This window comes from Erythrobacter sp. LQ02-29, from assembly GCF_022576075.2.
Classification (GTDB): Bacteria; Pseudomonadota; Alphaproteobacteria; order Sphingomonadales; family Sphingomonadaceae; genus Alteriqipengyuania.
In genome coordinates this window covers 634,205-654,302 of record NZ_JANCNT010000001.1, presented here as the reverse complement: position 1 = coordinate 654,302, position 20,098 = coordinate 634,205, and the positions used below count along the sequence as shown (strand labels likewise).

The window sequence follows — 20,098 nt, the reverse complement described above, 5'->3', positions numbered from 1 at the left end:
CGCGACAGGGAAAGACCACACGATGATCCGCCTATTTGGTATCGCCGCAGGGCTCGTATTTACACTTGTCGTGCTGCTGGCCTTCATATCCGGCGCGTATACCGCCGCGACCGATCCGACGCCCGAAAGCGTCGACCACGTATTCCACCTGCATCCGCACGAGCCGGAGGGCGGCTATTCGTTCACGGGGCCGGTCGGCACCTGGGACCTGGCGCAGCTCCAGCGCGGGTACAAGGTGTACAAGGAAGTGTGCGCCGCCTGCCACTCGATGAAATTCGTCGCGTTCCGCGATCTGGGCGAACTCGGCTACGACGAGGGCCAGGTGAAGGCGATCGCGGCAAGCGTGCAGGTTCCCGGTGTAAACCCGGACACGGGCGAGGAAACGAGCCGGGCCGCGACCCCGACCGACTATTTCCCGTCGCCTTATCCGAACGAGGTCGCCGCCAAGGCGGCCAATGGCGGGAAGGTGCCGCCCGATCTCTCGCTGATCACCAAGGCGCGCGAGGACGGCACGGATTACGTTTATTCGCTGCTGACCGGCTACCGCGATCCTGCGACCTTCAAGCTCGAGAACGGCGAATCCCTGCACGAGGCGTTCCCGGACTGGTCGGTTCCGCCGGGGACCTATTTCAATCCCTACTTCTCGGCGCTGGCGATCGGCATGCCGCCGCCGCTGACGAGTGAAGGCCAGGTGACCTACGACGACGGCACCAAGGCCACCATTCCCCAGATGTCGAAGGACGTTTCGGCGTTCCTGACCTGGACTGCGGAGCCGAAGCTGGTGAAGCGCAAGCAGACCGGCTGGCCGGTCGTCCTGTTCCTCATCTTCGCCTCGGTTCTGGCCTATTTCGCCAAGAACCACGTCTGGGCGGCGGTGAAGCCGAAGAAGAAGGCGAGCAGGACTGACTGACGCCGGTCCTGCGCCGGGCATGACGCTGGCGGAACTGGAGCGCCATGTGCGCACCGTTCCCGACTTTCCGAAGCCGGGTATCCAGTTCCGCGACATCACCACGCTGTTGTCGAATGGCGAGGCGCTCGCGGCATCCGTTGCGCTGCTTGCCGAACGCGCGCGGGCGCATCAGGCGGAATTGATCGCCGGGATCGAGGCGCGCGGCTTCATCTTCGGCACCGCAGTGGCGGTATAGCTGGGCCTGGGCTTCGTGCCCGTACGCAAACCGGGCAAGCTCCCGGTGCCGACCATCGCCGTCGATTACGCATTGGAATACGGCACCGATCGGCTGGAGCTCGATCCGGGGGCCGTGCCGCCCGGGACGCGGGTGGTTCTGGTCGACGACCTTATCGCAACCGGCGGAACCGCACTCGCCGCGACCGATCTGCTGCGCCGCACGGGCGCGCACGTCGGCGCCGCGCTATTCGCGATCGACCTTCCCGATCTCGGCGGTGCGCAGCGGCTCAGAGCAGAGGCTGTCCCTGTCGATGCCCTGATGACCTTTCCGGGCGAATGACGCGGCATTACATACGCGGTGCGGATACTTTGCCCCGCGCGCGCATTCGGAGTAGGGTCAAGCGAAGGCCGAGGGGACAGCCACGCCATCATGCATTCTGAAGCGCTCGTTATCGCCATCATCGGTGTCCTCGGCATCGGTGCGCAATGGCTCGCCTGGCGAACCAACTGGCCCGCCATCGTCCTCATGCTGGCCGCCGGCTTCCTCGCCGGACCGATCCTGGGTTTCCTGAATCCGGAAGAAACCTTCGGTAACCTGCTGGAGCCGATGATCAGCATCGGGGTCGCACTGATCCTGTTCGAAGGAGGGTTGAGCCTCGACCTGCGCGAATTGCGCCATTCCGGCGACGCCGTCTGGCGACTCGCCACGATCGGTGTCGCGGTAGGTTGGGCGCTGGGATCGGCCGCCGGGTTCTACGTTGCCGGCATCGTCTGGCCGGTAGCGATCCTGTTCGGGGGCATCCTGGTGGTGACCGGCCCGACCGTCGTGCTTCCCCTGCTGAGGCAATCGAACATTCAGACCCGGCCCGCTTCGATTCTGAAGTGGGAAGCGATCGTGAATGATCCGACCGGCGCGCTGTGCGCCGTGATCGCCTACGAGTATTTCCGCAAGGTTGCCGAGGCACCAGGGGCCTCGCTGCTCGAGGTCGTGCCGCCCCTTCTCATCGCGGCGGTTATCGCGGGCGTGATCGGCTACGCCGCCGCAGCGGCAATCGCCTACCTCTTCCCGCGCGGCGCGGTGCCTGAATATCTGAAGGTTCCGGTACTCTTCAGCGTGGTCATCGGAGTGTTCGTACTTTCGAACAAGATCGAGCATGAAGCAGGGCTGGTCGCGGTGACCGTGATGGGCATCGCGCTCGCCAACATGGACATGTCGAGCCTGCGCTCGATCCATCCCTTCAAGGAGAATATCGCGGTCCTGCTGGTCTCGGGCATATTCATCCTGCTGTCGTCCTCGCTCCAGTTCGACGAACTCCAATATTTCAACTGGCGCTTCGGCGCGTTCTTACTCGTCCTGCTCTTCTTTGTACGCCCCGTGACGGTCCTGGTCTCACTGCTCGGCAGCTCCACTCCGTGGAACGAGCGATTGTTCATCGCCTGGATCGCGCCGCGCGGTATCGTGCTGGTCGCGATCTCGGGCCTGTTCGCCCTGCGCCTGAACGAAATTGGCTATACCGACGGAAATCTGCTGATCGGGTTGAGCTTCGCGGTGGTCGTGGCGACCATTGTGGCGCATGGTTTCACCGTCGACATCGTCGCCCGGTGGCTCAAGATAAAGGGCACGAACCGCCCCGGCCTGCTCGTGGTCGGTTCCACTCCGTGGGGCGTGGCTTTGGGCAAGCAGATGCACGATTTGGACACTCCGGTGATGGTGGTCGATTCGAGCTGGCAACGTCTCGCCGCTGCGCGCCGTGAGGGATTGCCGTATTATCACGGCGAGATCCTGAACGAGGCGACCGAACACAACCTCGACCTCAACCCTTACCAGGTCTTGGTCGCGGTGACCGAGAACGAGGCCTACAACGCGCTGGTTTGTAGCGAGTTCGCGCACGAGGTGGGACGCGACAGCGTCTACCAGCTCGGCGATGCGGACGAGGAGGATCATCGCGCCTTGCCGCCTTCGCTCCGCGGGCGAGCCCTGTTCGAGGCCGGCTTCGGAGTCGCCGAGGTGCACCAGCGACAGCAGGACAAATGGGAATTTCGCCGGACCAAGCTGACCGACGAATTCTCGATCGAAGATGCGCGCGAGAAACTGCCCGACGGGGCGCAGATGTTGTTGCTGTTGCGCGAAGGCGGCATAATGCGCTTCTTCACGCATGCCGCCCGGCCCGAGCCGCGCGCTGGCGATATCGTGATATCCTATTCCCCGCCCGAGCCAGGAGATCGCGAGGCCGCCGCAGCAAAACGCGCAGCGAAACGCGCGAGCCCGGCACAGCCGGCATGAATGATTCGAGGAAAAGACCGATGAACCGCACCCCCCTTATAACCATCGCAGCGGCCGCTCTCGTGCTTGGCGCTGCGGGCTGCGACGATGGCAGGGACGCCGATCCTTCACCGGCTCCCACGCAAACATCGACCCCGACCTCCGCCGACCCGGTCAGCATCATCCGGCCCGACATCGAGGAGGCGCCGATGGTGCCTCTCGCGCCGCTGAACGCGACGATCGGTTTCGGCAGCACCGGGGCCGAGATTTCTCCTGAGGCGGAAACCCAATTGCAGGATGTTCTGGACTCCCCGCAATTGGCGCGCGGTCAGGCGATTACGATACGCGGACACTCCGACAGTTCAGGCCGTAACGAGGCGAATATGAAGCTGTCGCAAGAGCGAGCCGACGCGGTGCGCGACTGGCTGGTCGATCACGGTGTAGCAAAGGAACGGCTGACCGTAATCGCTTTCGGAGAGCAGAACCCGGTTCAGCCCAATGCCCTACCCGATGGTACACCGAACGAACCGGGGCGAGCCGCAAATCGGCGCGTCGAAATCCATGTGGCGGTGCCCGAGGGTGCGACCATGACGGCCGAGGAAGCCCAGTCCGCGCAGGAGAAGGATGCGGCCCGCGCCGCGGCTGCGCCTGATGCGACCCAGCCCGGCGCCGAACCAACCCCTTCGCAGGAATAAAGGAACGTTGACTGATCGGCCCCTCCGGTGGCAATGCAAACCGACCGGGCGGGTATAGCATAGTGGTAATGCTCTAGCCTTCCAAGCTAGCTAGAGGGGTTCGATTCCCCTTACCCGCTCCAGTCTCTCCTTAGTGTATCGCCGACAGCTTCCCCGACGAGAGATCGAGCCGTGCCTCCAGTGGCGAATTCCGCCCCTGAAAGATAGTCGGACCCCAAATGCTTCCAGTTGGTTAGGATACCATGGAGGCACATGTGAGCGATACCATCACCGTAAACGGAACCGAGCATTCAGTCCCGGATGACCCCCGTGTCACACTACTGGATTTTCTTCGCCAGCACATTGGCTTGACCGGCACGAAAAAGGGCTGCGACCATGGCCAATGCGGGGCGTGCACGGTTATCGTCAACGGTATGCGCATCAATAGTTGCCTTACTTTGGCTGCGATGCACGATGGCGATAGCGTGACCACGATCGAGGGTCTGGGCACGCCGGAGGCGCCGTCGTCGTTGCAAACCGCGTTTGTGGAGCATGACGGCTACCAGTGCGGCTATTGCACGCCGGGCCAGATTTGCTCTGCGACCGCGATGCTCGACGAGATCGCCGGCGGCTTCGCCAGCGACGCGAGCGAGAACCTGCAGGGCGAGATGCGGGCGACGCCAGAGGAAATCCGCGAGCGAATGAGCGGCAATCTGTGTCGCTGTGGAGCCTACGCTAATATCGTGGCCGCCATTCAGGATGTAGCCGGCAAGGGAGACGCCCGATGAGACCGTTCGACTTCCAGCGGCCTGACAGCCTCGCGCACGCCCACCAGCTTGCGGCCCCGGAAAATGCGACCGCGATCGCGGGAGGTACCAACCTCCTCGACTTGATGAAGCTGCAGGTGGAACGACCTGAGCGCTTGGTCGATATCAACCGTCTTGGGATGACCGAGATCGCGGATGGTGCCGATGGCGGTCTGCGCATCGGAGCGCTCGCCTCCAATACCGCGACGGCCAATCATGATCGGGTGCGCGCGGAATATCCGGTGCTCGCCCGCGCCATCCTGGCCGGAGCGACGCAGCAATTGCGCAACCGGGCCACGACCGGCGGAAATCTTTGCCAGCGAACGCGCTGCTATTATTTCACCAATATCGACCAGCCATGCAACAAGCGCGAGCCGGGATCGGGGTGCGGTGCCATCGACGGGATAGCGCATTTGCACGCCATCCTCGGTACCAGCCCCGATTGCATCGCAACTTACCCCGGTGACATGGCGGTGGCGATGAGCGCCTTGGGCGCCACGGTCGAAATCGAAAGCGCTGACGGCATCGAACGCTCCGTTCCAGTGCGCGACTTTCACTTGCTGCCCGGTGATACGCCGTGGCGCGACAATGTGCTGGAAACCGGAGACATTATCACCGCTGTCACGCTTCCTGCGCCGGTCCCCGGCAAACAGCTTTATCGCAAGGTGCGCGAGAGATCGTCTTACGCGTTCGCGCTGGTATCGGTAGCGGCGATCGTCGCCATGGAAGATGGCGCCATTACCCGCGCCGACCTCGCCTTCGGCGGGATTGCGCACAAACCGTGGTATGATCCGCGCCTGTCGGAGCTTCTTATTGGAGAGGCACCGTCGCGTGCGCTGTTCGACAAGGCGGCCGATATGCTGCTGGAGGACGCACGCGGCTACGGCGAGAACGATTTCAAGATACCGCTTGCCCGGCGCACGCTTGTCGCGGTGCTGGCCGAAGCGACGGAGACCGAACTATGAGCGCGCACCTCAAGCAGGATGAGCCCATCACCTCGAACCGGCTCGACAAGATGAAGCAGGGGATCATCGGGAAGCCGATATCACGCATCGACGGGCTGGCGAAAGTTACCGGGACTGCGCCCTACGCGGCGGAATATCGGGTCGAAGGTCTGGCCGAAGGCGTGCTCGTCACCTCACGCATCACCCATGGAGAGGTGGTTTCCATCGACACGGCCAGCGTGATGTCCATGCCCGGCGTTATCGCGGTTATCGACGACGAGCGCCTGACCACGCGCGCCGCGCAGGGCACCGCCAACGAGGCACCTCAGCAGGATCCGCGCACGGTCTGCTATTGGGGCCAACCGATCGCGCTGGTTGTCGCGGAAACCTTCGAGCAGGCGCGCGATGCGGCAAAGCACCTGAAGGTCGAATACCGTGCGACAAGTGGGGCCCCGCTCGACCCCGATGGCGTCACGCCGGAAGAGCAGGAAGACGAGACCGTCAACCAGGGCGATCTGGATGGAGCAATGGCGGGTGCTGCGCATACGAGCGATGTGCAGGTCAAAACCGAAGGGCACGCGTCTGCGGCCATGGAGCCGCACGCGGCGATCGCCGAATGGGTTGGCGACAGGTTGACGGTCCACGCCTCCCTGCAGATGCCGAACTATAACATCACCGAACTGGCGGACAGCCTGGGTATCAAGGAAGAGAATGTCCGGCTCGTATCCCGCTATGTCGGCGGGGGCTTCGGGTCGAAGCTCGGGATCAGCGAAGAGACGGTGGCGGCCGCGGTCGCGGCGCGCGAACTCAAGCGACCGGTGCGGGTGGCGATGAGCCGCCAGCAAGTCTTCCAGTGCGTCATGCGCCGGTCCGAAACGACACAGAGATTGCGCCTGGCGAGTGACGAGGAAGGTCAGCTGGACGGCTTCGGCCACCAGGCGCTCGTTTCCAATCTGCCGGGTGAGGAATTCGCCGAGCCGGTCCTCCAGTCCTCGCATTTCCTTTACGGGGGCGAGAACCGGCAGCTGAAGTTGGAAGTCGCCCGCATTCACAGGATGACGGCCGGTTCGGTCCGCGCACCGGGCGAAGCCGTTGGGATGCCGGCGCTGGAAATCGCGATGGATGTCCTCGCGGAAAAATCGGGCGTCGATCCGGTCGAATTGCGGTTGCGGAATATTCCGGATCGCAACCCGGAAGAGGACCTTCCCTTCTCTTCGCGCAAACTGGCAGAATGCCTGCGGGAAGGGGCGGAAAAGTTCGGATGGGACGGTGGGCCCAGGACACCACGTCAGCGCCGCGAGGGCGAGTGGTGGATCGGCACCGGAATGGCGAGCGCTGCGCGGGTGCACAATGTCGGCGAAGCCAAGGCCCGCGTGACTTTGAAGAGCGACGGCACGGCCGTGGTTCAGAGCGATATGACCGACATCGGCACCGGGACCTACACCATCGTCGCACAGATCGTCGGCGAGATGCTGGGCCTATCCGTAGAGCAAGTGCTGGTCGAACTGGGCGATACGGATCATCCCAGGGGGCCGGGCTCGGGCGGAAGCTGGGGCGCTGCGTCGATCGGGTCGGCCGTCTATGTCGCGTGCGAAGCCTTGCGCGAAAAGATTGCGCAGCGCGTTGGCACCAGCGAAGAAAGCATGGAGCTTCGCGATGGCGCAGTGGTCGGCGGCAAGTCACTGGCCGAATTGCTGGACGGAGAAGACCTCTCCGAAGAAGGGCATTACGAGCCGGGCGAGATCTCTGACAGCCATACAGCGTCCGGTTTCGGCGCGTTTTTCGCCGAGGTTCGGGTCAATCGTTTTACCGGCGAAACCCGTGTCAACCGGATGCTGGGTGCCTTCGGTTTCGGGCGGGTGCTGAACGAGAAGACGGCCCGATCGCAATGTCTGGGCGGAATCACTTGGAGCATCGGTGTCGCGCTGACCGAGGCGTTGCTGTTCGACCCGGTCGACGGCCATCTCGTGAACTGCGACCTCGCGGAATATCACGTGCCCGTGAACCGTGACGTGGCCGATGTCGAAGTCCTCATGCTCGAAGAGCGTGATCCGGTCGCAAGCCCGATTCAGGCGAAGGGCATCGGTGAACTGGGGATGTGCGGCGGCGCGGCGGCGATCGCGAATGCGATTTACAATGCCAGTGGCGCGCGCATCTATCATTACCCGATGACGCCGGAGCGAGTGCTTGCCGCTCTGCCGGACTGATGTGGGCTAACGGCTGGCGGACAAGCCGCAGTTATATTTATGCATGCCTTTGTGTCGCGTAACCGGACCCGATCGATGACCGAACGACCCCTCCTATCGATTTATCCTGCAATCCGGGACGACATCGCCGATCTCACGACCCGGCGCCCGCTCCCGGGGCGCGGTGTTCCGCATCTCGACCCGTTTCTGTTCCTGAACCATCATGGCCCGCAAACTTACCCTCCGCGAAACCACGGCCTGCCGTTCGGACCCCACCCGCATCGGGGGTTCGAGACCGTCACCTTCGTCCTCGCCGGAAGTCTGGCGCATAGCGACAGTAGCGGTGCGCAGAGCGTGGTGAAGGATGGCGGCGTGCAATGGATGACCGCCGGTTCGGGCATCGTCCATTCGGAACTTTCGCCGGACACGTTCAAAGCGCAGGGTGGGCCGCTCGAAATACTGCAGCTCTGGGTCAACCTCCCTGCGGCTTTGAAGTTTACCGAACCCGCGTATCGAGAGGTACCGGCCAAGCTCATTCCAGAAGTGGATCTCGGGGAGGGAGCAACCTTGCGACCCGTTTCTGGATTCGACGGTGCTCCTGTGGATTCGCTGACGGATATCGCGCTCGGAACGTTGACCCTGGAGGCGGGGTCCGAAATATCTCTGCCGATACCGTCCGATCACACGATTTTCTTCTATACGATCCGCGGAGAAGCGAAGGCCGGCGGATCGACGGTCCCCGAGCATCACCTCGCCACCTTCGGCAGTGGCGAGCACTTGGTCATCGCGGCCGAAGAGCGGGTGCAGATTCTTCTCGGCCATGCAGAGCCGATCAGGGAACCGATCGTGGCGCATGGCCCGTTCGTGATGAACAGCGAACGGGAAATCGTCGAAGCGTTCGAGGCCTATCGTCGCGGCGAATTCGCTTGATCGATCGCCGGGCGATTACGCGATTGCCTCCCGGATTTTTCGCTTAGCCTCGCCCACCTTCCCTCAGTCCCGGTTCTTGCGACCTTCGATAAGCGAATCGACGATTCCGGGGTCCGCCAACGTCGAGGTATCCCCGAGAGCGCCGTAGTCGTTCTCCGCGATCTTGCGCAGGATGCGGCGCATGATCTTGCCACTGCGCGTCTTGGGTAAGGCAGGGGTAAAATGGAGATGGTCCGGTGTCGCGATCGGCCCGATCTCCTTGCGCACCCACTGCCGCAGTTCGGTCTCGAGTTCCTCGCCCGGTTCCTCGCCCGCGTTGAGCGTGACGTAGCAGTAAATGCCCTGGCCCTTGATATCGTGCGGGAAGCCGACGACTGCGGCTTCCGAGACTTTAGGGTGTAGAACCAGCGCGCTTTCGACTTCAGCGGTACCCATGCGGTGCCCGCTGACGTTGATGACGTCGTCGACGCGGCCCGTAATCCAGTAATATCCGTCCTCGTCCCGGCGGCACCCGTCGCCGGTGAAGTACTTACCCTTGTAAGTGCTGAAATAGGTCTGCACGAAGCGGTCGTGATCGCCATAGACGGTGCGTGCCTGGCCCGGCCAACTACGCGTGATGCACAGATTGCCCTCCGCCGCGCCGCCGCGGTCCTCGTCCGCCAGCACCGCGCCCTCGTTGTCCACCAGCTGAGGGGCGACACCGAAAAAGGGCTTTCCCGCGCTGCCCGGCTTCATCGCATGCGCGCCGCGCAGGGTGGTGATCATCACGCCACCGGTCTCGGTCTGCCACCAGGTGTCGACGATGGGGATGCGCCCGCCGCCGACTACTTCGTGATACCAGCGCCAAGCCTCCGGGTTGATGGGCTCCCCCACGCTTCCGAGCAGACGCAGCTTGGATAGGTCGTGCTTCTTCACATGGGCCCGCCCCTCGCGCATCAGGGCCCGGATCGCGGTCGGCGCGGTGTAGAAGATGGCGACGTCGTGCTTCTCGCACACCTGCCAGAAGCGATCGTGGTCCGGATAGTTCGGCACGCCTTCGAACATCAGCGCGGTCGCGCCGTTCAGCAGCGGGCCGTAGACGATATAGCTGTGACCGGTGATCCAGCCGATATCGGCGGTGCACCAGTAAACCTCGCCCTCGCAATAATCGAACACGTATCGGAAAGTGGTCTCGGTCCAAACGGCATAGCCACCGGTAGTATGGACGACACCCTTGGGCTTGCCGGTGGAGCCGCTGGTGTAGAGGATGAACAGCGGGTCTTCCGCCGCCATGTCCTCGCATGGGCATTCATCCGATATGCCTTCGCTCAGTTCGTGGAACCAGCGATCGCGACCGTCGATCATGGTGACATCGCCGCCGGTATGGCGCAGCACCAGCACGCCCTTCGCCCTCGCCTTTTCCAGTGCGGCATCAACATTGGCTTTCAGCGGGATTGTTTTGCCCCCGCGCAGGCCCTCGTCCGCGGTGACGATCCAGTCGCTTTCGCAGTCGGTCACGCGGCCCGCGATCGCCTCGGGCGAGAAACCGCCGAAGATCACCGAATGCACCGCGCCGATGCGTGCGCAGGCGAGCATGGCGAAGGCGCCTTCGGGCACCATCGGCATATAGATCGTGACCCGGTCACCTTTCGCGACACCCAGCTTCTTGAGCGTGTTGGCCCAGCGGATCACTTCGGCCAGTAGCTGGGCGTAGGTGATCCGGCGTACCTCGCCCTCGGGATCGTCGGGTTCGAAGATCAGCGCGACGCGATCGCCGTTACCGGCCTTCACATGGCGATCCACCGCGTTGTGGCAGATGTTGAGCCGCCCATCGGCGAACCATTTGATCGCGACTGGATCGAAGCTCCAATCGCCTGCGCTCTGCGGCTCGGTCGACCAGTCGAGCCGTCGCGCCTCCTCCAGCCAGAAGCCGTCCGGGTCGGACAGGCTGGCATCGTAGCGTGCACCGTATTCCTGGAGCGAACAGCGCGTTCCATCCTTCGCACTTTGCGGAACCGGTACGGTCGGCGAAGGGGCATGCGGTTCGCTCATCTGTGTCTCTCCCGTATGAATTACTCTTTCCATATGATCGAAACCGCGCTGCCGGCGCAACGATCCGGTGCGGGCCTTCCTCTATCGCGCCGCCACCGCCATGTTGTCGATAAGGCGCGTCGAACCGAGCCGTGCCGCCGCGACGAGGCGGCCGGCTCTGTCCCCCGGTAGGTGCAGCGGAGCAAGCGAGGCGGCATCGACGAAATCGACATAATCGACGACGAAGCCCGCCGCTTCGATCTGTTCGCGCGCACTGGTCAGGGCGTCGCCGGGCGAAACACCGTTTTCGATCGCGGCGACCGCTTGGGTGAGAGCGGCGGGAAACGCGGTCGCCTGTTCGCGCTCGTCCGGGCTCAAGTACCGGTTGCGGCTCGATAGCGCGAGACCGTCCGCCTCGCGCACCGTGGGGATACCGATGATCGCGTCGGCGTGCGGCTGCGAGAGATCCAGATCGCGCGCCATGCGGCGGATGACGGCGAGCTGCTGCCAGTCCTTCTCACCGAACACGGCCAGATCGGGCCGAACCTGATTGAAAAGCTTGCACACGACGGTCGCCACGCCATCGAAATGCCCCGGGCGGCTGGCCCCGCACAGCCCCTCGCTGACACCAGCAACGCTCACCGTGGTGGCGAAGCCTTCCGGGTAGACTTGCTCGATAGAAGGCGCCCACAGCAGCGACACGTCCTCCGCCTCGAGCAGGGTCGCGTCGCGTTCGAGCTGGCGCGGATAGGCGTCGAGATCCTCGTTCGGGCCGAACTGGGTCGGATTTACGAAGATCGACACCACCACCCGGTCAGCCTTCGCCGCAGCCGCGCGAACCAGCGCCAGATGCCCTTCGTGCAGCGCGCCCATGGTCGGCACCAGCGCGATCGTTTCGTGCCGTTTGCGCAGGGCCGCGACCGCTGTTCTCAACATATCGAGCTCGGCAAAGATTTGCACGGCGATAGCCCCTTCGATAAAACCTGTCGCAACCGCGACGCCCGCCGCCCTAGCGCCGGCATGGTCATGCGGGCAAATGTTCTCGAACAAAAGGGCAGCCAATCCCCGTGTCTTCTCAGCGTCCGCACCGTATCGTTTTCGCCAATGAGAAGGGGGGGACAGGCAAATCGACCACGGCGGTGCATGTCGCAGTCGCGCTCGCTTATCGCGGTGCCCGCGTTGCCGCGATCGATCTCGACCCGCGGCAGCGCACCATGCACCGCTATTTCGAGAATCGGGCCGAAACGCAGCAGCGGCGTGATATCGAACTGCCGGGCGCGAAGTGCGAAGTCATCGCCGAGGATCTCGATACCGAGGGGCTGGAGGATCTGGCGCAGCGCGTGGGCGAAGGCCACGATTTCCTGATCTTCGACACCCCGGGCCGGGACGATCCGCTGGCGCGCCATGCCGCGACCGAGGCGGATACGCTGGTCACCCCGCTCAACGACAGCTTCGTCGATTTCGATCTTATCGGGCAGGTCGACGCGGAAACCTTCAAGGTGCGCCGCCTCAGCTTCTACGCCGAGCTGATCTGGGAGGCGCGGCTCAAGCGCAGCCGCGCCACGATCGACGAGCAGCGGCGCGAGATGGATTGGATCGTGGTGCGCAACCGCACCGGCCATACCGAGGCGCGCAACAAGGCCCGGCTCGATCGCGCTCTGACCGAACTGAGCAAGCGCGTCGGTTTTCGCGTGACGCCGGGACTGTCGGAACGCGTGATCTATCGCGAACTGTTCCCGAGTGGCCTGACCCTGCTCGACAAGGGGCATCTTGGCGATCTGGGCACCAGCCATCTGGTCGCCCGGCAGGAATTGCGCGAGCTCGTCCTGTCGCTGAACCTGCCCGACGCAATCCGGGCGCAACAGCTGGAGCCTGCATGATCAAGGTGATCGTGCTGGCGGCCCTGGTGTCGCTGGCCTGCCGCTGGGCCTTCGGCAAATGGCCATGGGACTATCTCCGCCAACCGCGGACCCAGGCAACCGAGCTTTCGAGGGCCCGCTCCCTGCTCGAAGTGGGGGTGGATGCCGACCGCCGCGCAATCCTGGAAGCGCACAGGCGCGTGGTTGCGCGGGTGCATCCCGATCGTGGCGGAACCAGCGAAGAGGTGCACCGCGCGAACGAGGCACGCGATCTCCTGCTGTCCCGATTGCCCGAAGATGGAGCCACGCAATGAGCCACGCCCTCGATCCGACCATCCTGCGCGAATACGACATACGCGGGATCATCGGCGAAACATTGGAGGCGGACGATGCGCGCGCGATCGGACGCAGCTTCGGCACGCTGATACGGCGCGACGGCGGTCGAACTGTGGCGGTCGGCTATGACGGGCGGGTCAGTTCGCCCACGCTGGAGCACGCGCTCGTCGAAGGGCTGACCGCTAGCGGCTGCGACGTTGTGCGGATCGGCCTGGGCCCGACACCGATGCTCTATTTCGCGGAAGCTTCGCGCGAAGAAGTGGATGGCGGGATCCAGATCACCGGCAGCCATAACCCGCCCAATTACAACGGCTTCAAGATGGTTTTTGGCGGCCGCCCGTTCTTCGGTGCGAATATCGCGACGCTAGGCCGAATGGCCGCCGCAGGCGACTGGGAGGATGGCGAGGGAGAAGTCGCTGAGGTCGACATTCTAGGCGTTTACGTCGACCGGCTCCTGCTGGGGCTGGACGGGCTGGACCATACAGCGCTCCAGAGCTTGCGCGTGGGTTGGGACGCGGGGAACGGCGCGGCCGGCCCGGCGCTGGAAGCATTGGCCGTGCGCCTGCCCGGAGAGCATCATCTCCTCTACACCGATGTCGATGGTCGTTTTCCCAATCACCATCCCGATCCCACGGTCGAAGAGAATCTCGCAGACCTCGCCGCGTTGGTGAAGGAGAAGAACCTCGATTTCGGGGTGGCGTTCGATGGCGACGGGGATCGCATCGGCGCGATCGACGGGGCGGGCAGGGTGATCTGGGGCGACCAGCTTTTGATGATCTATGCCGAGGATCTTCTGCAGCGGCACGCCGGCACGACGATCATAGCCGACGTGAAAGCCAGTCGCGCGCTGTTCGACCACGTTTCGACCCATGGCGGCAAGCCGCTGATGTGGAAGACCGGGCACTCGCTGATCAAGTCCAAGATGAAGGAAACGGGCAGCCCGCTGGCTGGCGAGATGAGCGGCCATGTGTTCTTCGCGGACGATTACTACGGCTTCGACGATGCGCTCTATGCCGGGGTGCGTCTGATCGCCGCGAGTGCCCGACTGAGCCGATCGGTGACGGAATTGCGCGGGGCGATGCCCGAGCTTTTCAATACTCCCGAGTTGCGTTTCCAAGTGGACGAGGATCGCAAGTTCGCCGCAATCGAGGAGGTGTCGCAACGGCTCGCCGATAGCCCAAACCAGGTGGATGCGACCGATGGCGTGCGGGTCACCAACGAGCACGGCTGGTGGTTGCTGCGTGCTTCCAACACGCAGGATGTGCTGGTCGCGCGGGCCGAAAGCGACAGCGAAGCCGGGCTCGAACGTCTGCTGGCGCAGATCGACGAGCAGCTGATGTTATCCGGGCTGGAAAGAGAACCGCAAAAGGGGCACTGAGAAAGTGCACAGCGGGGGGATTTGCAATGCGTACCGGCACCTGGCTCGTTTCACTTGTTGCACTGCTCGCGGCTGGTTCGCCGTTGGCCGCACAGGATTATGCAGATGAACCGATAACGCGGGATGACGGCCCCGCCCCGCTAGAGGTAATCCCAATCCCGCCCTCTACCCCGCAAGACGACGAGGCGGGAGAAGTCGAAGAAAGCGAAGAGCCGGTGTTCGGCGACGAGCTGGAGGAGGCGATGGCCGAACTGGGCGAGGAGATGCCCGATTTCGGCAGCATGTTCGGCGATGCTTTCAAGCCGGAACCGCTCACCCCGGAGCAGGAAGCCCGCTTGCCCACCGCCGGTCGGGTCGTCGACCGGATCTTTCCAAACGGCACTTACGCGCGGATGGTGGATTCGACGCTTGCACCGATGATGGAAGGCCTGATGGGCTCCGAAATTGGAACGCCGCGCGGGGAGGTTGCTTGTCTGCTGGGAATGGACGAGGATGATCTCGACGACCTGGACGACGAGCAGGTCGCTGCGGCGCTGGGAATTCTCGATCCCGTCAATGCGGAGCGTGCCGCCGCCACCACCAAGATGATGCTGGAGATGGTCAGTAGCCTGTTGGACGCGATCGAGCCTGCGTATCGCACTGGCCTGACGCGCGCCTATGCCAAGCGGTTCGATGAGAGCGAGATGGACGCGATGGTCGCCTTCTTCGATACGCCGGCCGGCCAGCACTACGCGGCGGAATCGATGCTGATCTATGCCGACCCGCAAGTCATGGCCGCGATGAACGAGATGGGCCCGGCGATGATGGCGGTGATGCCCGACTTGATTAGAGGCATTGGCAAGATCGCCGAAGACTTCCCTGAGGCGCGAAAGTTCGGGGAGTTAAACGAGGCTGAACGTGCGCGCCTTTCCGATCTCCTTGGCGTCGGCCAGGCGGAGCTCGAATCGCTCCAGCCGGATCAGGACGATGATGGCGACGATGGCGAAGACGAGGACGGTAGCTTCCTCGAAAGCTGACGGTTCTCTGCGCGCGCGTGGAACCGCCTGCGCGGGCGTGCGCTTTTTCCGCATGCTGCTGCGCCCCACCGCATGACGGACGACCTGCCGCCGGAAATCGCAAGCTGGTTCGCCGGGCGCGGTTGGCGAGTGCGAAGGCATCAGAGCGAGATGCTCGAGGTAGCGCGTTCGGGTCGCCACGCCTTGCTGGTGGCCGATACCGGAGCGGGCAAAACTCTGGCGGGTTTCCTGCCCACGCTGGCCGATTTCTGTCCTTCGCAGGGTACCGACGCAGCGCCTTCCGACACGCTGCATACGATCTATGTCTCACCGCTCAAGGCGCTGGCGCATGACGTTCAGCGCAATCTGGTCGCGCCGGTCGAGGAGATGGGTCTGCCCATCCGCATCGAGACCCGCAGCGGAGACACCCCGTCGGATCGCAAGCGCCGCCAGCGCGAGCGCCCGCCGAATGTGTTGCTGACCACCCCGGAATCGCTGTCGCTGTTGCTGTCCTATCCGGAAAGCCTCGACATGTTCGCTGGGCTGAAGCGGATTGTGGTGGACGAGATCCACGCCTTTGCCACCGGCAAACGTGGCGACCTGCTGGCACTGTGTCTCGCGCGCCTGCAGGCGCTCGCACCCGAACTCCAGCGCGTCGCGCTATCTGCGACGCTCGCCGAACCGGAGGCTTTCCGAGAGTGGCTCGCGCCATGGGGCGAGGTAGACAGCGTCGCGCTGGTCGAAGGGGAAGCGGGAGCGGAGCCGGACGTCGAGATCCTGCTGCCGGAAGAGGAACGGGTTCCGTGGGGTGGGCACGCCGCGACTTGGGCAATCCCGCAGCTCTACGAGGAAATCCGCCGCAACCGTACCACGCTGGTGTTCACCAATACGCGCTTCCTGGCCGAATACACCTTCCAGAACCTGTGGGACGTGAACGAGGACAAGCTACCGATCGGGGTGCATCACGGCTCTCTGTCGAAGGAAGCGCGGCGCAAGGTGGAAGGCGCGATGGCGCGCGGGGAATTGCGCGCGCTGGTCGCCACGGCAAGCTTGGATCTGGGGGTGGATTGGGGCGATATCGACTGCGTTGTACAGATGGGCGCGCCGAAGGGGTCGAGCCGATTGTTGCAGCGTATCGGTCGCGCGAACCACCGGCTCGACCAGCCCAGCCGGGCGCTGTTGGTGCCCGGCAACCGCTTCGAATTCCTCGAGGCGCAGGCGGCGAAGGATGCGGTCGATGCCGGTAAGCGCGACGGCGAGGATTTCCGGCCCGGTGCGCTGGACGTGCTCGCTCAGCATATAATGGCTTGCGCGTGCGCCGCGCCATTCGACGAAGCCGCGCTGCTGGCAGAGATTAGATCATGTCTTTCCTACGCCTGGGTGGACGATACGGTGTGGCAGCGGGTGCTGAATTTCGTCGCCACGGGCGGATATTCGTTGAAAGCCTACGAGCGGTTTCAGCGCATCGTGCGTGATCGCAGCGGCATGTGGCGGCTGTCGCATCCCGAACAGGCGGCGCGGCATCGGCTGAATGCCGGGATCATCGTCGATTCGGAGATGCTGACGGTCCGCTTCAGGAATGGCCGCCAGCTGGGCAAGGTGGAGGAACGGTTCGCCGCCTCTCTTTCGCCCGGTGACACCTTCGCCTTCGCCGGCACCTCGCTCGAAGTCGAGCAGGTGAAGGACATGGAGCTGATCGTGCGCGCGTCGACCAAGGCGGCAATGATCCCTTCCTATGGCGGGCTGCGCCTGCCGCTGACGACGCACCTAGCGGAGCGGGTGCGCGAGATGCTGGTCGACCGCGCGGGCTGGGCGCGCTTCCCGGACGATGTGCGCGAATGGTTGGAGGTGCAGGACTGGCGCAGCGTGCTGCCGGGACCGGACAATCTGCTGGTCGAGACCTTCCCCCACGCCAATCGGCACTACACGGTCTATTATACCTTCTGCGGATGGAACGCGAACCAGTCGCTCGGCATGCTGATCACGAAGCGGATGGAGGATCGCGGCCTGCTGCCGGGGGGGTTCGTCGCCAACGATTACTCGCTGGCGGTCTGGGGCCTGAAACCGGTGACCGATCCCGCACCTCTGCTGTCGGCCGATATTCTGGCGCACGAATTCGTCGATTGGGTGCAGGATTCGCATCTGCTCCGACGGTCCTTCCGCGAGGTGGCGGTCATCGCCGGCCTGGTCGAGCGGCAGCAGCCGGGCAAGCGCAAGAGCGGAAAGCAGGTCACTTTCTCGACCGACCTGATTTACGACGTATTGCGCAAATACGAGCCCGAGCACGTGCTGCTCGAAGCGGCTTGGGCCGACGCGCGTCAGCGGATGACCGATGTCGGGCGGCTGGGCGACCTGCTGGACAGCGCAGCAGAGCGGCTCGAGCATGTGGAACTTGATCGGGTGAGCCCGCTCGCGGTGCCGGTCATGGTGATGATCGGTCGCGAGAGCGTGCCGCAGGGCGCCGTCGACGATGAACTGCTGCTGGAAGCCGAGAGCCTGGCCGCGGCAGCGATGGGTTCACCCTAACGCGTAGGGAAGGTCGTCCCACATCCTGTCTAGAGCAGCGTTTGATGGGCCATGATGCCGAGAGAGGCGGCATACAGGATAAAAAAAGGGGCGGATTGCTCCGCCCCTTTCTCTTGGTGATGAGTTTGCGGCCGCGGGGCTATTCGCCCGTGCCGAATGCGCGATACTGTTCGTTACCGACGAAGCCGAACTTGCTTACGCCCGAACCCTTGATGATGTTCAAGACGTGGGCCGAGAGGTCGTAACTCGCCTGCGGCTCCGGCTCGAACTGGAGCTCCGGCTCGGGCACGATGTCGCGGGTGATCAGCAGGTTGCGGGTCAGTTCGCTTTGATCGATCCGGTCGCCGTTCCACAGGATTTGATCGTTTTCGGTCAGGACGATCTTGTTCTTGTCCGGCTCGATCTGATCCTCCGGCGGAGGGTTCGGGTTCGGCTGCGGCAGATCGATATTCACCGCATGCGTCGCCACCGGGATGGTGATGATGAACATGATGAGGAGGACGAGCATGACGTCGATCAACGGCGTCGTGTTCATCTCCATCATCGGACTGCCATCGTCCTTGCCGCCTGACATTGCCATGGTCGGTTACTCCTGAGTTGCGCCCGTCAACCGTTGGGGTCGACAGGGTTGGAAATGAAGCCGACGGTCGGATAACCTGCCGCCTGCACGTTGTAGATAGTGCCCGCGACGCAGCGCCACGGTGCGTTCACATCGCCGCGAATATGAACCTGCGGGATCAGGTCGGGATCCGCCATGATCGCATCCGGGCCGCCGGCACGCTGCACGATGGCATCGAGACGGGCGAACGCCTGATCGTAAAGCTCTTCCGAGCTCACCGGGGTGACGTTGCCGAAATAGATGCGGCATTCACCATTCCGGCTGGCACCCTCGAAACCGGGGTCTCCGGCGCTGCGGCCCTGATTATCCGTCGTGGAGACGGTGAGCTGAAGGTTTTCGACCTTATCTTTCGATTCGGTCGATTCCATGATCGGAATACGCAGCTTGTCGATCGTCTGGATCGCGACAGGAACCGCGATGAGGAAGATGATCAGGAGCACGAGCATCACGTCCACCAATGGGGTGGTGTTGATGTCGGACATCGGCGTCTCGGCGCCGCCTCCTCCTGTCGAAATGGCCATGTCTACATCCTATCCTTCGGTCCAGCGGACCCGAGGGTGAGGGGGCGGCGAGAAAGGCCTCGCCGCCCGCGATACTTACTTCCGCGTCGTGGTGGTGGTCGTCGTGCCCGGCTTGGTCGCCGTGGTCGTCGTCGTGGCGGGACGCGCTGCCGCACCGGTGGTTGCGGCCTTGCCGGCCTGCTGGGTCGACGTAGCGGTCATTACCTTCGGCTTCACCGCACCGTTCGAGTTGATGTAGGCGAGCAGGTCGGTCGAGAAGCCCGTCAGCAGCTCGGCGATCCGCTTGTTGCGCTGCTGCAGCCAGTTGTAGGCGAGCACCGCGGGCACCGCGACGAGTAGACCGATCGCGGTCATGATCAGCGCTTCACCGACGGGGCCGGCAACCTTGTCGATCGACGCCGAACCGGCGAGGCCGATGTTGATCAGCGCGCGATAGATGCCGATAACCGTACCGAGAAGACCGACGAACGGCGCGGTCGCACCCACGGTGGCGAGGAACGGCAGGCCGCCCGCCAGGCGCGAGTTGATCGTCGCTTCCGAACGGGCCAGCGAACCGTGGAGCCAGTCGTGGGCTTCCATCTTGTCCGACATCTGGCCGTGGGTTTCCTGGGCCCGCACGCTGTCGTCGACCATCTGGCGCCATGCGCTGTTCTTGTCGAGCTTGGTCGCGCCTTCCTTCAGCGAACCCGCACGCCAGAAATTCTGCCGCAGGTTCTTGTACTGGTTCAAGATCTTCTGCTGCTCGAGCAGCTTGGTGATCAGGATGTAGAACGAACCGACCGACATGATGACGAGGACGGAAAGAATGATGATCGCGATCCAGCCACCCTGCTGGATAGCTTCGACGATGCCGAACTGGTTCTGCGGAGCCGCACCTTCGGCAGCGATAAGAAGATTAATGAACATTGCGAGGTCCTCTCGAATG

The 20,098-nt window shown here is 63.6% G+C and carries 17 protein-coding genes, 1 tRNA gene and 1 pseudogene; 14 read left to right on the top strand and 5 right to left on the bottom strand.

Going from position 1 to position 20,098, the window contains the following annotated elements; genetic code table 11:
• The first annotated feature begins 22 nt into the window (after positions 1 to 22).
• The 9 genes and pseudogenes from MKP08_RS03195 to MKP08_RS03155 all read left to right on the top strand — a co-directional run bounded on the left by MKP08_RS03195 (position 23) and on the right by MKP08_RS03155 (position 8,929).
• Positions 23 to 910, top strand: a complete 888-nt coding sequence (locus MKP08_RS03195; RefSeq protein ID WP_215229471.1) for a cytochrome c1 — start codon at positions 23 to 25, stop codon at positions 908 to 910.
• 19 nt (positions 911 to 929) lie between these two features.
• Positions 930 to 1,466, top strand: a pseudogene (locus MKP08_RS03190) (adenine phosphoribosyltransferase).
• 90 nt (positions 1,467 to 1,556) lie between these two features.
• Positions 1,557 to 3,410 (top strand): sodium:proton antiporter, encoded by a 1,854-nt coding sequence (locus MKP08_RS03185; protein WP_241554850.1) that lies wholly within the window; start codon positions 1,557 to 1,559, stop codon positions 3,408 to 3,410.
• A 20-nt stretch (positions 3,411 to 3,430) separates the two neighbouring features.
• Positions 3,431 to 4,084: an OmpA family protein gene (locus MKP08_RS03180; RefSeq protein ID WP_241554849.1), complete on the top strand. Its 654-nt coding sequence runs from the start codon at positions 3,431 to 3,433 to the stop codon at positions 4,082 to 4,084.
• Between the two features lie 48 nt (positions 4,085 to 4,132).
• A tRNA-Gly gene (locus MKP08_RS03175) sits at positions 4,133 to 4,206 on the top strand.
• 132 nt (positions 4,207 to 4,338) lie between these two features.
• Positions 4,339 to 4,851, top strand: a complete 513-nt coding sequence (locus MKP08_RS03170; RefSeq protein ID WP_373418065.1) for a 2Fe-2S iron-sulfur cluster-binding protein — start codon at positions 4,339 to 4,341, stop codon at positions 4,849 to 4,851.
• Positions 4,848 to 5,834 carry a xanthine dehydrogenase family protein subunit M gene (locus MKP08_RS03165; protein WP_241554847.1) on the top strand — a complete coding sequence of 329 codons (987 nt, stop codon included), beginning with the start codon at positions 4,848 to 4,850 and terminating at the stop codon, positions 5,832 to 5,834. The genes MKP08_RS03170 and MKP08_RS03165 overlap by 4 nt, the downstream gene beginning before the upstream one ends.
• Entirely contained in the window at positions 5,831 to 8,020 is a 2,190-nt protein-coding gene (locus MKP08_RS03160) for a xanthine dehydrogenase family protein molybdopterin-binding subunit (RefSeq protein ID WP_241554846.1), read from the top strand. Before MKP08_RS03165 ends, MKP08_RS03160 begins: the two co-directional genes overlap by 4 nt.
• Before the next feature lie 75 nt (positions 8,021 to 8,095).
• Positions 8,096 to 8,929, top strand: a complete 834-nt coding sequence (locus MKP08_RS03155; RefSeq protein WP_241554845.1) for a pirin family protein — start codon at positions 8,096 to 8,098, stop codon at positions 8,927 to 8,929.
• A 63-nt stretch (positions 8,930 to 8,992) separates the two neighbouring features.
• On the opposite strand, the gene acs is transcribed toward MKP08_RS03155, so the two are convergent.
• Both acs and panC read right to left on the bottom strand, forming a co-directional pair.
• Positions 8,993 to 10,960 carry an acetate--CoA ligase gene (acs, locus tag MKP08_RS03150; protein WP_241554844.1) on the bottom strand — a complete coding sequence of 656 codons (1,968 nt, stop codon included), beginning with the start codon at positions 10,958 to 10,960 and terminating at the stop codon, positions 8,993 to 8,995.
• 81 nt (positions 10,961 to 11,041) lie between these two features.
• Positions 11,042 to 11,899: a pantoate--beta-alanine ligase gene (gene panC / locus MKP08_RS03145; RefSeq protein ID WP_255750411.1), complete on the bottom strand. Its 858-nt coding sequence runs from the start codon at positions 11,897 to 11,899 to the stop codon at positions 11,042 to 11,044.
• Positions 11,900 to 12,006: 107 nt separating this feature from the next.
• On the opposite strand from panC, the gene MKP08_RS03140 reads away from it, so the two are divergent.
• The 5 genes from MKP08_RS03140 (at position 12,007) to MKP08_RS03120 (ending at position 18,033) form a co-directional block, all read left to right on the top strand.
• A complete protein-coding gene (locus tag MKP08_RS03140) occupies positions 12,007 to 12,819 on the top strand; it encodes a division plane positioning ATPase MipZ (protein ID WP_241554843.1) in 813 nt (270 codons plus the stop codon).
• Positions 12,816 to 13,112 carry a molecular chaperone DnaJ gene (locus tag MKP08_RS03135; protein WP_241554842.1) on the top strand — a complete coding sequence of 99 codons (297 nt, stop codon included), beginning with the start codon at positions 12,816 to 12,818 and terminating at the stop codon, positions 13,110 to 13,112. Before MKP08_RS03140 ends, MKP08_RS03135 begins: the two co-directional genes overlap by 4 nt.
• Positions 13,109 to 14,512, top strand: coding sequence for a phosphoglucomutase/phosphomannomutase PgmG (gene pgmG, locus MKP08_RS03130; protein WP_241554841.1), 1,404 nt, complete (start codon positions 13,109 to 13,111; stop codon positions 14,510 to 14,512). Before MKP08_RS03135 ends, pgmG begins: the two co-directional genes overlap by 4 nt.
• 26 nt (positions 14,513 to 14,538) lie before the next feature.
• Entirely contained in the window at positions 14,539 to 15,528 is a 990-nt protein-coding gene (locus MKP08_RS03125; RefSeq protein WP_241554840.1) for a DUF2059 domain-containing protein, read from the top strand.
• Between the two features lie 72 nt (positions 15,529 to 15,600).
• Positions 15,601 to 18,033, top strand: coding sequence for a ligase-associated DNA damage response DEXH box helicase (locus MKP08_RS03120; RefSeq protein WP_241554839.1), 2,433 nt, complete (start codon positions 15,601 to 15,603; stop codon positions 18,031 to 18,033).
• Positions 18,034 to 18,172: 139 nt separating this feature from the next.
• Here MKP08_RS03120 and MKP08_RS03115 read toward each other — a convergent pair whose 3' ends face one another.
• From MKP08_RS03115 to MKP08_RS03105, 3 genes are all read right to left on the bottom strand, one after another.
• Positions 18,173 to 18,613: a biopolymer transporter ExbD gene (locus tag MKP08_RS03115; RefSeq protein ID WP_241554838.1), complete on the bottom strand. Its 441-nt coding sequence runs from the start codon at positions 18,611 to 18,613 to the stop codon at positions 18,173 to 18,175.
• A 26-nt stretch (positions 18,614 to 18,639) separates the two neighbouring features.
• The gene (locus MKP08_RS03110; RefSeq protein ID WP_215229487.1) at positions 18,640 to 19,173 is read right to left on the bottom strand and encodes a biopolymer transporter ExbD; all 534 of its coding nucleotides are present in this window, start codon (positions 19,171 to 19,173) and stop codon (positions 18,640 to 18,642) included.
• Between the two features lie 75 nt (positions 19,174 to 19,248).
• Positions 19,249 to 20,079, bottom strand: coding sequence for a MotA/TolQ/ExbB proton channel family protein (locus tag MKP08_RS03105; RefSeq protein WP_215229488.1), 831 nt, complete (start codon positions 20,077 to 20,079; stop codon positions 19,249 to 19,251).
• Positions 20,080 to 20,098 lie beyond the last annotated feature (19 nt).